11 protein-coding genes and 3 pseudogenes are annotated in these 13,967 nt (G+C 68.8%); 9 read left to right on the top strand and 5 right to left on the bottom strand.

Annotated elements, in window-relative coordinates; translation table 11 throughout:
- The first annotated feature begins 47 nt into the window (after positions 1-47).
- The 3 genes from RUTHE_RS06140 (at position 48) to RUTHE_RS06130 (ending at position 2,294) form a co-directional block, all read left to right on the top strand.
- A complete protein-coding gene (locus RUTHE_RS06140; protein ID WP_021097462.1) occupies positions 48-797 on the top strand; it encodes a YebC/PmpR family DNA-binding transcriptional regulator in 750 nt (249 codons plus the stop codon).
- A gap of 64 nt (positions 798-861) precedes the next feature.
- Positions 862-1,722 (top strand): DMT family transporter, encoded by an 861-nt coding sequence (locus RUTHE_RS06135; protein ID WP_281167465.1) that lies wholly within the window; start codon positions 862-864, stop codon positions 1,720-1,722.
- Positions 1,719-2,294 (top strand): trimeric intracellular cation channel family protein, encoded by a 576-nt coding sequence (locus RUTHE_RS06130; RefSeq protein WP_021097460.1) that lies wholly within the window; start codon positions 1,719-1,721, stop codon positions 2,292-2,294. Before RUTHE_RS06135 ends, RUTHE_RS06130 begins: the two co-directional genes overlap by 4 nt.
- 7 nt (positions 2,295-2,301) lie before the next feature.
- On the opposite strand, the gene choV is transcribed toward RUTHE_RS06130, so the two are convergent.
- The 3 genes from choV to choX all read right to left on the bottom strand — a co-directional run bounded on the left by choV (position 2,302) and on the right by choX (position 5,196).
- The gene (gene choV / locus RUTHE_RS06125; RefSeq protein ID WP_021097459.1) at positions 2,302-3,366 is read right to left on the bottom strand and encodes a choline ABC transporter ATP-binding protein; all 1,065 of its coding nucleotides are present in this window, start codon (positions 3,364-3,366) and stop codon (positions 2,302-2,304) included.
- Positions 3,363-4,193: a choline ABC transporter permease subunit gene (gene choW, locus RUTHE_RS06120; RefSeq protein WP_040645377.1), complete on the bottom strand. Its 831-nt coding sequence runs from the start codon at positions 4,191-4,193 to the stop codon at positions 3,363-3,365. The genes choV and choW overlap by 4 nt, the downstream gene beginning before the upstream one ends.
- 79 nt (positions 4,194-4,272) lie before the next feature.
- Complete coding sequence (gene choX, locus RUTHE_RS06115) at positions 4,273-5,196, bottom strand: choline ABC transporter substrate-binding protein (RefSeq protein ID WP_021097457.1); 924 nt, start codon at positions 5,194-5,196, stop codon at positions 4,273-4,275.
- Between the two features lie 108 nt (positions 5,197-5,304).
- On the opposite strand from choX, the gene betI reads away from it, so the two are divergent.
- The 4 genes and pseudogenes from betI to betA all read left to right on the top strand — a co-directional run.
- Positions 5,305-5,880, top strand: a complete 576-nt coding sequence (gene betI / locus RUTHE_RS06110) for a choline-binding transcriptional repressor BetI (RefSeq protein WP_021097456.1) — start codon at positions 5,305-5,307, stop codon at positions 5,878-5,880.
- Positions 5,877-7,384, top strand: a pseudogene (betC, locus tag RUTHE_RS06105) (choline-sulfatase). The gene betI and the pseudogene betC overlap by 4 nt, the downstream one beginning before the upstream one ends.
- 2 nt (positions 7,385-7,386) lie before the next feature.
- On the top strand, positions 7,387-8,844 hold the full coding sequence (betB, locus tag RUTHE_RS06100; protein WP_084465010.1) for a betaine-aldehyde dehydrogenase: 1,458 nt from the start codon (positions 7,387-7,389) through the stop codon (positions 8,842-8,844).
- Positions 8,844-10,490 (top strand): annotated as a pseudogene (gene betA / locus RUTHE_RS06095) (choline dehydrogenase); the annotation flags it as partial. The gene betB and the pseudogene betA, both read left to right, overlap by 1 nt.
- A 147-nt stretch (positions 10,491-10,637) precedes the next feature.
- On the opposite strand, the gene aroQ reads toward betA, so the two are convergent.
- Positions 10,638-11,102, bottom strand: a complete 465-nt coding sequence (aroQ, locus tag RUTHE_RS15965; RefSeq protein WP_084465037.1) for a type II 3-dehydroquinate dehydratase — start codon at positions 11,100-11,102, stop codon at positions 10,638-10,640.
- 118 nt (positions 11,103-11,220) lie between these two features.
- Here aroQ and RUTHE_RS06090 point away from each other — a divergent pair, with 118 nt between their 5' ends.
- On the top strand, positions 11,221-11,991 hold the full coding sequence (locus RUTHE_RS06090) for an aldolase/citrate lyase family protein (protein WP_021097451.1): 771 nt from the start codon (positions 11,221-11,223) through the stop codon (positions 11,989-11,991).
- On the opposite strand, the gene RUTHE_RS06085 is transcribed toward RUTHE_RS06090, so the two are convergent.
- Positions 11,970-13,304: a UDP-glucose dehydrogenase family protein gene (locus RUTHE_RS06085; protein WP_021097450.1), complete on the bottom strand. Its 1,335-nt coding sequence runs from the start codon at positions 13,302-13,304 to the stop codon at positions 11,970-11,972. The genes RUTHE_RS06090 and RUTHE_RS06085 overlap by 22 nt on opposite strands.
- On the opposite strand from RUTHE_RS06085, the pseudogene RUTHE_RS17460 reads away from it, so the two are divergent.
- Positions 13,233-13,901, top strand: a pseudogene (locus tag RUTHE_RS17460) (LysR family transcriptional regulator); the annotation flags it as partial. The gene RUTHE_RS06085 and the pseudogene RUTHE_RS17460 overlap by 72 nt on opposite strands.
- Positions 13,902-13,967 lie beyond the last annotated feature (66 nt).

Here is a 13,967-nt window from a genome sequence, read left to right as displayed (position 1 = left end):
GGGCGGGTTAAGGGCCGCTTCCGGACAGATCAAGGGAGACGACGCCGATGGCGGGCCACAGCAAATGGGCCAACATCCAGCACCGCAAGGGCAAGCAGGACGCAATCCGTGCGCGCCTGTTCTCCAAGCTCTCGCGCGAGATCACGGTGGCAGCCAAGCTGGGCGACCCGGACCCCGACAAGAATCCCCGCCTGCGCCTGGCCGTGAAGGAGGCCAAGGCCAATTCCATGCCCAAGGATGTGATCGACCGCGCCATCCGCAAGGCCATGGGCGGGGACGCCGAATCCTACGAGAACATCCGCTATGAGGGTTACGGACCGGGTGGCGTTGCGGTCATCGTCGAGGCGCTGACCGACAATCGCAACCGCACCGCCTCGAATGTGCGCTCCACCTTCGGCAAGAACGGCGGCAATCTGGGCGAAACCAACTCGGTCGCCTTCCAGTTCGAACGCAAGGGCGAGATCCACTACCGCCCCGAGGCGGGCGACCCCGACCGCGTGATGGAAGCCGCCATCGAGGCCGGGGCCGAGGATGTCCATTCCGACGAGGGGGGGCACTGGATCACCTGTGCCGAGGACGAGCTGGGCACCGTCTCGGCCGCCCTCGAATCCTCCCTGGGGGAATCGGAGACGGCGCGTTTCGTCTGGCGCCCGAAGGTGACCACGCCGGTCGATGCCGAGACCTACGAGAAGGTCATGCGCCTTGTCGAAGCCCTCGAGGAGGATGACGACGTGCAGTCGGTCACGACCAATCTCGAGGCCAGCGAGGAGGTCATGCGGGCCTACGCCGAATCGTGACGGAGGGCCGCCCTCCCGGGGCCGGCTTCCCCGTCGCGGGGGGGCGCCATGATCCGGCGCCCCCCTGGCCGGCCTTCTCTGGATGATGCTGGCGGGTCTGCTGTTCGTCGCCATGACGGCCGTGGTCAAGCATGTCGGCGCAGAGGTGCCCGCCGCCCAGTCGGCCTTCCTGCGCTTCGCCATGGGACTGCCGCTCGTGCTGCCCATGCTCTGGCCGCTGAGGCGGGCACGGCCGACAGGGCGTCAGACGGGGCTTCTGGCACTGCGGGGGCTTGTTCATGGCTTCGGGGTCATCTGCTGGTTCTTTGCGATGACCCGCATCCCGCTCGCCGAAGTCACGGCGATGAACTATCTCAATCCCGTCTATGTCACCGTCATGGCGACACTCCTGCTGGGCGAGCGCTGGGAGACCCGGCGGATGGTGGCGGTGCTGGCGGCCTTCGCGGGGGCGCTGCTGATCCTGCGGCCGGGGCTGCGCACGGTCGAATGGGGCCATGTCGCGATGATCGGCGCTTCGCTCGGCCTCGGCTCGGGCTATCTGATCGCCAAGCGGCTGTCGGCCGAGATGAGCCCCTCGGTCATTGTCGGCATGCTGTCCGTTACGGTGCCGCTGGTGCTGCTGCCTTTCGCGCTGGCGGTCTGGGTGCCGGTCGGCGCGATCGAGCTGGGCTGGTTCGCGCTGACCGCGGCCTTCGCGACGGCGGCGCATTACGCCATGACGCGCGCCTTTGCCGCCGCGCCGCTGGGGGTGACCCAGCCGGCGACCTTTCTCCAGCTCGTCTGGTCCGTGCTTCTGGGCGCCGCCCTCTTCGGCGAGCGCGTGGATCCCTTCGTGATCCTCGGCGGTGCGGTCATCATGGGGGCCGTGACCTGGCTCACGCTGCGCGAGGCGGCCGACCGGCATGCGCAGGAGGCCGAGGCATGACGGATCTGCATTCCCTCTGGGGCATCCTCGACCTTCTCGGAACCTTTGCCTTCGGCCTCTCGGGCGCGACGGTCGCCGTGAGACGCGGCCTCGACATCGTGGGGGTCCTTGTCCTTGCCGTGGCGGCGGCGCTCGCGGGGGGAATGCTGCGCGACATGCTGCTGGGTGCCGGGCCGGTGATGGCACTGGCCGACGGGCGCTATCTGCCGGTGGCGCTGGCCGCGGGGATCGCGGTGTTCTTCCTGCATCCGCTGGTGGAGCGGCTGGGCAAGCCGGTGATGGTCTTCGACGCGCTGGGCCTGGGGCTCTTTGCCGTCACCGGCTGCCGCAAGGCGATGGAGGCGGGGCTGGACCCGATCGCCTCCCTTGCGCTCGGGATGCTGACGGCGGTCGGCGGAGGGGCCCTGCGAGACCTTCTGGTGGGCGAGGTGCCGCGCGTCCTGCGAGAGGAGATCTATGCCCTGGCCGCGCTTCTGGGTGCGGCGGTGGTCCTGCTGGGCGACCGCCTGGGCTGGCCCGAGACGGTCGCCACCCTCGGGGGGTTGCGGCGGCCTTCCTGCTGCGGGTGCTGAGCGTGCGCTATGGCTGGCGCGCGCCGCGCTCTCCCTGGTCCTGACCGCGGGGGTCGAGCAGCCGCGCCAGGACGCTGTCCGCCGTCACGATGCCGAGAGTCCTGTCGCCGTCCCTGACGGACAGCGCCCGGCCAGTCTGCAGCGCCGCCATGACGCTGCGGATGTCGGCATCGGCCGGGATCGCGGCCTGCGGCATGCCGTCGGTCGGGGGCTCCATCACGTCGCAGGCGCGCAGCACCCCGAGCGGGTTCATGTGCGCCACGAAATCCGCCACATAAGGGGTTGCCGGTGCACGGAAAATGTCGCGCGGGGTTCCGCATTGCACGATCCGTCCGCCTTCCATGATGGCGATCCGGTTGCCGAGCTTGAAGGCTTCGTCCAGGTCATGGCTGACGAAGATGATGGTGCGGTTGCGCTTGCGCTGAAGCTCCAGCAGCTCATCCTGAAGCCGTGTCCGGATCAGCGGATCGAGGGCCGAGAAGGGTTCGTCCATCAGCAGGATGGGTGCATCCGTGGCAAAGGCCCGTGCAAGCCCCACGCGCTGCTGCATGCCGCCCGAGAGCTCCCCCACCAGGGCATCCGCCCGCGCCGAGAGATTGACAAGGCGCAGCTCCTCATCCACGCGGGCGGCGCGTTCGGCCCGCGACTGGCCGCGCAGCTCCAGACCCAGCCCGACATTGTCGCGCACCGTGCGCCAGGGCAGCAGGCCGAATTGCTGGAACACCATGGCCACCGTCTCCTGCCGGATGCGGCGCAGGGTGGCGCGGTCGGCCTGCGTGACCGAGGTCATCACGCCCCCGGTGCGCACCCGGACATCGCCGCGCACGACGGGGTTCAGCGCATTGACCGCACGCAGCAGCGTGGACTTGCCCGAACCGGACAGGCCCATGAGGACGAGGATCTCTCCCTCGGCCACCTCGAGCGAACAGTCATGCACGCCGAGGACCTGTCCCGTCTCGCGCTGGATTTCCTCGCGCGAGAGGCCCTGATCCATCAGGGGCAGGGCTCTTTCGGGGCGGTCTCCGAAGACGATGGAGACGCGGTCGAACACGACGGCCGGCGCGGCGTTCATCGTTTCACCCGCAGCATGCGGTCGAGCAGGATCGCCACGACGACGATGACGAGGCCTGCCTCGAAGCCCAGAGCCGTATTGACGGTGTTGAGGGCGCGCACGACGGGCACGCCAAGTCCGTTCGCCCCCACCAGGGCGGCGATGACGACCATGGACAGCGACAGCATGATCGCCTGATTGAGGCCGGTCATGATCTGGGGCCAGGCCCAGGGAAGCTCCACCTTCCACAGCATCTGCCGCGGGGTGGCACCAAAGGCCTGCGCGGCTTCCAGCAGGGCGGGGGGCGTGGAGGAGATGCCCAGATGGGCCAGACGGATCGGTGCGGGCAGCACGAAGATCACCGTGGCAATGAGGCCCGGCACCATGCCGAGGCCGAAGAAGACGATGGCCGGGATGAGATAGACGAAGGTCGGCAGGGTCTGCATCAGATCGAGCACCGGCGCCATCGCCTGATAGAGGCGGGGCCGGTGGGCCGCGGCGATGCCGATGGGCACCCCGATCCCCATGCAGACCGCGCAGGCCGTGAGCACCAGCGTCAGGCTTTCGGTCACCTGCCGCCAGTAGCCCTGATTGAGGATGAACAGGAAGCACAGCAGCACCAGCAGGCAGACCCGCCAGGAGCGCTGGAGCAGCCAGGTCAGGGCGACGAAGACAGCCACAACGACAAGCGGGTGGGGCGTCTGGAGAAGCCAGAGCACCCCCGTGATGATCGCCTCGAAGAAGGCCGACAGCCCCTCGAAGACCCAGGACAGATTGGCCTGCAGCCAGTCGAAGGACAGGGCGGCCCAGCGCCCCACCGGGATCTTCCATCCGGTCAGCCAGTCCATCATGCCGGCCCCTGACAGCGGCCTGCGATCAGGCCGCGCAGGGCGGCAGGTTCACGAAGGGCCGCCGCTGCGCGCATCCTCAGCCTCCGATCGCTGCGAGCACCGCCGCCTTGGCGTCGCCGCCATCGGCGGTGGTCACCCCATCCAGCCAGGCGTCGAGCACCTCGGGATGGGCGGCAAGCCAGGCGCGCGCCGCCTCGGCCGGGTCCTGACCGTCATCGAGGATCGCGCCCATGATCTCGTTTTCCATCTGGAGCGTGAATTCGAGGTTCTGCAGGAACCGGCCGACATTCGGGCATTCCTCGACAAAGCCCGCGCGGGTGTTGGTCCGCACCTCGGCGCCGCCGAAATCGGGGCCGAACACGTCATCGCCGCCGGCGAGATAGGTCAGCTCGAAATTGGCGTTCATCGGATGGGGTTCCCAGCCGAGGAAGACGATCGGTTCGCCGCGCTGATCGGCACGGGCGACCTGGGCCAGCATCCCCTGTTCCGAGGATTCCACGAGCTGGAAGCCGCCAAGGCCGAACATGTCCTGCCCGATCATGTCGAGAATCAGGCGGTTGCCGTCATTGCCGGGCTCGATGCCATAGATCTTGTGATCCAGGGCATCGCCATGGGCGGCGATGTCGTCGAAGCTGTCGATGCCCAGAGCGGCTCCCGCCGCATTGGTGGCCAGGGTGTATTTGGCGCCGGTCAGGTTGGTGCGAACCGTGTCCACCGTCCCGGCCTCGCGGTAGGGGGCGATGTCGGCCTCCATGGTGGGCATCCAGTTGCCCAGGAACACGTCCACATCGCCCGAGGCCAGCGACTGATAGGTGACGGGCACCGAGAGCACGAGCGTCTCGGTATCGTGGCCGAGCGCTTCGAGGATGGTGGTGGCGACAGCGGTGGTCGCGGTGATGTCGGTCCAGCCGACATCCGAGAAGGTGATGGTCTCGCAATCGGCGAAGACAGGCCCTGCAGCAAGGGCGAGGGCGGAAAGGGCAGCGGCGGTCAGTCTCATCTGGGTCTCCCTGGCATTCCGGCGGGGTCCGGGATGGTTCTTGATTGACGCATCAATCAATCATTCGCTAAACGGATCTGGCAACCTCCTTTTTTCAAGGACGGAGCCATGGCACGCAGCGGGGCCGAGCCTATCCGCAGGGCTGCTATCGTCAAGGCAACGATCCAGGAGATCGGCCGCGCCGGCAGTCTCGATGTGACGGTGGCCCAGATCGCCGCGCGGGCAGGCGTGTCGGCGGCCCTTGCGCATCACTATTTCGGCTCCAAGGAGGCGATCTTCGTCGCCGCCTTCCGCCATGTCCTGATCGTCTACGGCGCCGAGGTGCGCGGCGCGCTGGCGCTTGCCTCCACCCCGCGCGAGCGGCTCGAGGCGGTCGTGCGCGCCTCCTTCTCCCCCTCGAGTTTCCGGCGCGACACGATCTCGGCCTGGCTCAACTTCTATGTCCTTGCCCAGACCATGCCCGAGGCGCGGCGGCTGCTGTCCATCTATCACCGCCGGCTGCGCTCCAATCTCTGTCATGCCCTGCGACCGCTCGTCGGGGCACGGGCGGGACGGGTCGCCGACGGCATCGGCGCGCTGATCGACGGGGTCTATCTGCGGCAGGCTCTCTCGCCCGCCGCCCCCGACCGCGCCGCGGCAACCGCCCTCGTCCTTGACCATGTCTCGCGGGAGATCGACGCATGAGCCGCCAGCCCAACATCCTCATCCTGATGGCGGACCAGCTTGCCGGCCCGTTCTTTCCCGACGGGCCGGCCGACTGGCTTCATGCGCCGAATCTCAGGCGCCTGGCCGAACGGTCGGTGCGCTTTCCGGCGGCCTATGCCGCCTCGCCGCTCTGCGCCCCCTCGCGCGCGTCCTTCATGGCCGGACAGCTTCCGTCGCGAACGGGGGTCTACGACAATGCAGCCGAGTTCCCCTCCTCGGTGCCCACCTTCGCCCATCACCTGCGCCGTGCCGGCTATCGCACCGTCCTGTCGGGCAAGATGCATTTCGTCGGCCCCGACCAGCTGCACGGCTTCGAGGAGCGGCTGACGACCGACATCTACCCGGCCGATTTCGGCTGGACCCCCGATTACCGCAAGCCGCACGAGCGGATCGACTGGTGGTATCACAATCTCGGCTCCGTGTCCGGCGCCGGCGTGGCCGAGATCACCAATCAGCTCGAATATGACGACGAGGTCGCCCATTTCGCCGTCCAGAAGCTCTACGACCTCGCCCGAGGGCATGATTCGCGGCCCTGGTGCCTCACGGTCAGCTTCACCCATCCCCATGATCCCTATGTGGCGCGCCGCCGTCACTGGGAGCTCTACGAGGACTGCGCGCATCTCGACCCCGCCCAGCCCCCCATTCCCTACGAGGACATGGATCCCCATTCGCAGCGCATCCTCGATGCCTGCGACTGGCGCCGCTATGCCATCACCCCCGAGATGATCCGGCGGGCGCGCCGCGGCTACTTCGCCTCGATCAGCTATATCGACGAGAAGATCGGCGAGATCCTGTCGGTCCTCGAGGCGACGCGGCAGGAAGCCGTGATCGTCGTCCTGTCGGACCATGGCGACATGCTGGGCGAGCGTGGCCTGTGGTTCAAGATGCACTTCTTCGAGCATTCGGCCGGCGTGCCCCTCATGATCGCGGCGCCGGGCTCGTGCCCGGCCGCTGCCCGACTCCGGTCAGCACGCTCGATGTCTGCCCCACGCTCTGCGACCTGGCCGGGGTAGACATCGCCGCCATCGCGCCCTGGACGGATGGCGTCTCGCTCCTGCCCGTGGCGGCGGGGGCCCCGCGCGGCCCGGTGCCGATGGAATACGCCGCCGAGGCTTCGGTTGCGCCGATGGTCGCCCTGCGCGACGGGCGATGGAAATACATCCGCTGCGTGGCGGACCCGGATCTGCTCTTCGATCTCGAGGCGGATCCCTGGGAACGGCGCAACCTGGCTGCCGATCCCGCCCATGCCGATGCCCTCGCGCGGATGCGGGCCTTGGCGGATGCGCGCTGGGATCTCGCCGCCTTCGATGCGGCCGTGCGCGAAAGTCAGGCGCGCCGCATCGTCGTCTACGAGGCGCTGCGCAACGGGGCCTATTACCCGTGGGACTTCCAGCCGCTGCAACGCGCCTCCGAACGCTACATGCGCAACCACATGGACCTGAACGTGCTCGAGGAATCCCAGCGCTTCCCGAGGGGGGAATGACCATGCCCGACATTCGGCCCGAAGGCAGCCATTTCATCGACGGCCGCTACCGCGAGGATCCCGCCGGCGATCCGATTCCCGTCATCTATCCGGCCACCGGCGAAGAGATTGCCCGCGTCCGCGCCGCCACCCCGGACGTGATCGAAGAGGCGCTGGTCTCCGCCCTGCGCGCGCAGAAGGACTGGGCCGCGCTCAAGGGGGCCGAACGCGGACGCGTCCTGCGCCGGGCCGCCGACCTGATCCGCGAACGCAACCGCGACCTCTCCGTTCTCGAGACATACGACACCGGCAAGCCGCTTTCGGAGACGCTGGTGGCCGATGCCCTGAGCGCCGCCGACGCGCTCGAATGGTTCGGCGGCCTTGCCGCTGCCATCGCGGGCGAGCACATTCCCCTTTCGGGCGGCGACTTCGTCTATACCCGGCGCGAGCCGTTGGGCGTCTGCCTCGGGATCGGGGCCTGGAACTATCCCACCCAGATCGCCGCATGGAAGGCCGCGCCCGCCCTGGCCTGCGGCAATGCGATGATCTTCAAGCCCTCCGAGACGACGCCGCTCGGGGCACTGAAGCTCGCCGAGATCCTGTGCGAGGCAGGCGCCCCGCCCGGTCTGTTCAATGTCGTGCAGGGCAGGGGGGATGTCGGCGCGCGCCTTGTGGAGGATCCGCGCGTGGCCAAGGTTTCGCTCACCGGGTCGGTGCCCACCGGCACGCGCCTCTACGAGGCCGCGGCGCGCGGGCTCAAACCCGTGACGCTGGAACTGGGGGGCAAGTCGCCGCTGCTGGTCTTCGAGGATGCGGATCTCGAATCGGCCATCTCCGGGGCGATCCTCGGAAACTTTTATTCCTCCGGTCAGATCTGCTCCAACGGCACGCGGGTCTTCCTCCAGCGCGGGATCAAGGAGGCCTTCCTGTCCCGCCTGACGGAACGGCTCAAGGGCGTGCGCATGGGCGATCCCCTGGACGAGACGACCAATTTCGGCCCCCTGGTGAGCGAGCGCCAGCGTGCGATCGTCGAGGGCTACATCCGCAAGGCCCTTGAGGAGGGCGCGCGCCTGATCGCGGGCGGGCGCCGCCCGGATCGTCCGGGCTTCTGGATCGAGCCGACCGTCTTTGCCGATGTGACCGATGACATGACCCTCGCGCGCGAGGAGGTGTTCGGCCCCGTCATGGCGGTGCTCGACTTCGACAGCGAGGAGGAGGTCATCGCACGCGCCAACGCGACCGAGTTCGGTCTGTCCGCCGGGGTCTTCACGGCCGATCTCGCCCGCGCACACCGCGTGGCCGCCGCCTTCGAGGCCGGGACCTGCTGGATCAACGCCTACAACCTCACCCCCGTGGAAGCCCCCTTCGGTGGGATCCGCAAGTCCGGCATCGGGCGCGAGAACGGCTGGGCCGCCATCGAACACTACAGCCGCATCAAGTCCGTCTATGTCGGCCTCAACCGCGTGGAGGCGCCTTTCTGATGCATGCCGATTACGTCGTCATCGGGGCCGGCAGCGCCGGCTGTGCCCTGGCCTACCGCCTGTCGGAGGCAGGCCATTCGGTCATCATCATCGAGGCCGGGGGCTCCGACTGGGGGCCGTTCATCCGCATGCCCGCCGCCCTGTCCTATCCGATGAACATGGCGCGCTACGACTGGGGCTTCCGCACCGAGCCCGAACCCCATCTGGGCGGACGCAGTCTGGCCACGCCCCGCGGCAAGGTCATCGGCGGATCCTCCTCCATCAACGGCATGGTCTATGTCCGTGGCCATGCCCGCGATTTCGACCACTGGGCCGAGATGGGGGCACAAGGCTGGGCCTTTGCCGACGTGCTCCCCTATTTCCGGCGGATGGAGCACTGGCATGGCGGGGTGGGGGATCCGTCATGGCGCGGTCATGACGGACCGCTTCATGTCACCCGCGGCCCGGCCTCCAACCCGCTGGCCCGCGCCTTTCTCGAGGCGGGACGGCAGGCGGGCTATCCCCTGACCGACGACCCGAACGGCTGGCGCCAGGAGGGCTTCGGCCCCATGGAATCGACCATCTGGCGGGGCATGCGCTGGTCGGCAGCCTGGGCCTATCTGCGCCCTGCGCTGCGGCGCCCCAACTGCGATCTCGTGACCGGGATCGCCCGGCGCATCCTCTTCGAGGGGCGCCGGGCCATCGGCGTGGAGATCGACAGCTTCAACGGCCTGCAGACCATCCGTGCCCACCGCGAGGTGATCGTCTCCGCCTCCTCGATCAACAGCCCGAAGCTCCTGATGCTCTCGGGCATCGGCCCGGCCGGGCATCTGCGCGCGATGGGCATCCCGGTTCTTGCCGACCGGCCCGGCGTGGGCGCCAATCTCCAGGATCATCTGGAGATCTATGTCCAGCAGGCTTCGCTGCTCCCGGTCTCGCTGTTCCGCTACTGGAACATCTGGGGCAAGGCGCTGGTGGGGGCCCAGTGGCTGCTGACAGGCCGCGGCCTCGGCGCGTCCAACCAGTTCGAGATGGGCGGCTTCATCCGCTCGCGCGCGGGGGTGGAGTATCCGGACATCCAGTTCCATTTCCTGCCCATCGCGGTGCGCTATGACGGGCGTGCGGCGGCGGACGGCCATGGCTACCAGGCCCATGTCGGCCCGATGCGCTCGCCCTCGCGCGGGACGGTGACGCTGCGCTCGCCCGATCCGGCCGATCCGCCGCGCATCCTCTTCAACTACATGAGCACCGAGGAGGACTGGCGCGACTTCCGCACCGCCATCCGCCTGACGCGCGAGATCTTTGCCCAGCCCGCCTTCGAGCGGTTCCGCGGCCATGAGATCAGCCCCGGCGAACATGTCCAGACCGATGCCCAGCTCGACGAGGCGATCCGGGAACATGTCGAATCGGCCTATCATCCCTGCGGGACCTGCCGGATGGGCGATCCGGCCGATCCGCTGGCCGTGGTGGACCCCGATTGCCGCGTGATCGGGGTCGAGGGCCTGCGCGTTGCGGATTCCTCGATCTTCCCGCGGATCACCAATGGCAATCTCAACGCCCCCTCCATCATGACGGGGGAAAAGGCTGCCGATCACATCCTGGGCCGTCGCCTGCCGCGCGACGAACGGGAACCCTGGATCGATCCCGACTGGCAGACCGCCCAGCGTCCCCGGCGCCCGGTTCCCGGCCAATCCGAAACCAGCCGCGAGCTGCGCGCGCCGAATGACGGGGTCGCCGGCGACCGGGGCGGTGCAGGGCCATGCCGTGCAGCGCGATGCGGTGCGGGGGGCAGGGGCGGGGCAGGGGATCCGGCCTCAGCGCCCGCCCTGTTCCCCCGCCCGGCCGATCAGCGCCGCGATGCGCCGCAGCGCGAATCCATACCCCATGGTGCCACAGCCCGCGATCACGGCATCGGCGCGCAGGCTGACATAGGAATGATGCCGGAAGGCCTCGCGCCGGTGGATCTGGGAGATGTGCACCTCCACCACCGGCCCCTCGAAGGCATGGAGGGCATCGAGCAGCGCCACCGAGGTATGGGTCAGCCCGCCGGGATTGATGACGATCCCGGCCGCGCGACCCCGCGCCTCCTGCACCCAGTCGATCAGCACCCCTTCGTGATTCGACTGGCGCAGCTCGGTCCGCAGCCCCAGCGTCTCTGCCAGCGCGGCGCAGTCGCGCTCCACATCGGCCAGCGTCTCGCGCCCGTAGATCTCCGGCTGGCGCTGGCCGAGCAGGTTCAGGTTCGGCCCGTTCAGGATCAGGACAAGGGGCAGGGACATGGCATGGCTCCGCTCTGGCGGCTTTCTTGTGCCCCTCCGTCGGCTGGGCGGGCAAGGCCCTCTGGACTTTCGCCGCATGGCCTGCAACCCCTTTGCTGCCACAGCAGGACCTTCATCCATGGACATGCCCGTCAACCGGTTCAGACGCCGCCTCGGGGCGGGTGAGACGCAGATCGGCCTTTGGGTCACGGCCCCCGGCGGCTATCTGGCCGAGGTGGTGGCCCCCGCGGGCTTCGACTGGCTCTGCTTCGATACCGAGCATTCGCCCAACGATCCCATCGGCGTGATCGCCCAGATGCAGGCCGCCGCGGCCTGGCCCGTCTCCGCCATCTGCCGTCCTGCCTGGAATGACCCGGTCCTGATCAAGCGCTTCCTCGATGCCGGCGCCCAGACGCTGCTGATTCCCTATGTCCAGTCCGCGGCCGAGGCCGAGGCCGCGGTCCGCGCCATGCGCTATCCGCCGCGGGGGATGCGCGGCGTCTCTCTTCTGACGCGGGCCAACCGGTTCGGCCGTGTGGCGGATTACCTCGACCGGGCCGAGGAGGAGCTCTGCCTGCTCGTCCAGATCGAGACGCCCGAAGCCCTGTCGCGGATCGAGGAGATCGCCGCAGTGGACGGCGTGGACGGTCTGTTCATCGGGCCGTCCGATCTGGCCACCGCGATGGGCGAGCGCGGTCTGAGCGATGCCCTGCGCGCCGCGGTGGAAGAGGCGATCCCGCGTATCGTTGCCACGGGCAAGGCGGCAGGCATCCTGACGACGCCGGATTTCGCCCGCCGCTGTGCCGATCTCGGCGCGACTGTGCTGGGCATCGGGGTGGATATCGCCATCCTCGCGCGCGGGGCCGATGCGCTGGCGCAGGGCTTCCGTCAGGCCGGGACGAAGCCGTAGCCCGGACGGCCGACCGAATCATAGGCCAGGAAGCCGGCCGCCCGCGCTTCCTCGGCGGAATAGACATTGCGCAGGTCGGCCATGCGGGCCTCGCGCATGGCCGCCGCCAGGCGGCGCAGGTCCAGGGCGCGGAACTGGTTCCATTCCGTCAGAAGCACGATCAGATCCGCCCCTTCCGCGGCGCGATAGGGATCGTCATCCCAGGTGACGCCGGGCAGGAGCCGTTCTCCCTCGCGCCGGCCCTGGGGATCGACGACCCGGACCGCCGCTCCGGCGCCGATCAGGGCGGGCACGATGGTCAGCGACGGCGCCTCGCGCATGTCGTCGGTGTCGGGCTTGAAGGTCACGCCCAGCACCGTGATCGTTCGTCCCGCGATGCGGTCGTCGCACAGCGCCGCGATCTTGGTCAGCATCCGCGCCTTGACCTGTTCGTTGATGTCGATGACGGCCTCCACAAGGCGCAGGGCCACGCCGTGATCCCGCCCCGTCTGGGCGAAGGCGCGGGTGTCCTTGGGAAAGCAGGATCCGCCATAGCCCGGTCCGGCATGGAGGAATTTCGGCCCGATCCGACCATCCAGCCCCATCCCGCGGGCGACGGCCTTCACATCCGCCCCGACCCGTTCGCAGAGGGCGGCGACCTCGTTGATGAAGGTGACCTTGGCGGCGAGAAAGGCGTTGGAGGCGTATTTGATCATCTCGGCGGATTCGAGATCGGTCCACACGAAGGACAGCTCGCGCAGGGCGAGGGGGCGATAGACCTCGGCCATTGCCGCCCGCGCCGGTCCGTCCGGGGCATCAAGCCCCACCACGATGCGGTCGGGACGCATGAAATCGCCGATGGCGGCTCCTTCGCGCAGGAATTCGGGGTTGGAGGCTACCGCGAAGGGGATGTCGGGCCGCTCCTCGGACAGGATGCGGGCGATGGCGCGGTTGGTGCCCACCGGAACCGTGGACTTGGTGACGACGACCATCGGCCCGCTGGCGGCCTGCGCGATCTCGCGCGCGGCGGCCTCGACGAAGCTCAGATCGGCATGGCCGTCGCCCCGGCGCGAGGGCGTGCCGACGGCGATGAACACCGCCCCCGCCCCTTCGAGGGCCGCGCGCAGATCGGTGGTGAAGGACAGCCGCCCTTCGGCCATGTTGCGCGCCATCAGGGCGTCCAGACCCGGCTCGTAGATCGGCACCTCGCCATGGCGCAGCCGCGCCACCTTGGCCGCATCGCGGTCCACGCAGACGACCTCATGTCCGAAATCCGACAGGCAGACTCCCGACACGAGGCCCACATAGCCCGTTCCGACCATCGTGATGCGCATGGCTGTCTCTCCCGCTGCGGCGGCGCCGAGCCGTGGCAGTCCCCGCCTGCCCCGTCAAGCGGGCCCCTTGCGCAACAGGGCGCCCTGCGGTCCCATGGGGCTGTCATGTCCTACACGCTGCGTCAGCTTCGTGCCTTTGTCGCCGTGGCCGAGAACGGCTCGGTCTCGCAGGCCGCGCAGGCGCTGTCTATCTCGCAGTCGGCCATTTCCGAGGCCGTCCGCGATCTGGAGGCCGATCTGGGCGTGCAGCTCTTCGACCGTCATGCCCGTGGGCTCAGCATCACCCAGCGCGGGCATCAGTTCCTGCGTCATGCCCATGCGATCCTGGCCCAGGTCGCCGCGTCGCGCCGTGCCGTAAGACAGGGGCGCGAGGCGCTGACCGGCACGCTCCACCTCGGGGTCACGACGCTGATGGCCGGCTATGTGTTCTCGGATCTGCTGGCCCGCTTCCGTCGGGCCAATCCGGAGGTGACCGTGACGGCCATCGAGGATTCGGGCGAGTATCTCGAACATCTCCTGATCGGCGGAGAGCTCGATGCTGCGGTGATGGTCACGGGGGTTCTGCGGGCCCGGGATGCGCTGATGGTGGAGATCATCGATGTCTCGCCTTTCCGGCTCTGGCTTCCGGCGGGTCATCCGCTGGCCGCGCAGGAGGCCAGTCGC

The sequence above is a fragment of the Rubellimicrobium thermophilum DSM 16684 genome (assembly GCF_000442315.1).
Lineage (GTDB): Bacteria > Pseudomonadota > Alphaproteobacteria > Rhodobacterales > Rhodobacteraceae > Rubellimicrobium > Rubellimicrobium thermophilum.
Note: the sequence above shows the minus strand (reverse complement) of the source record. Positions and strands in the feature narration are given on the sequence as shown.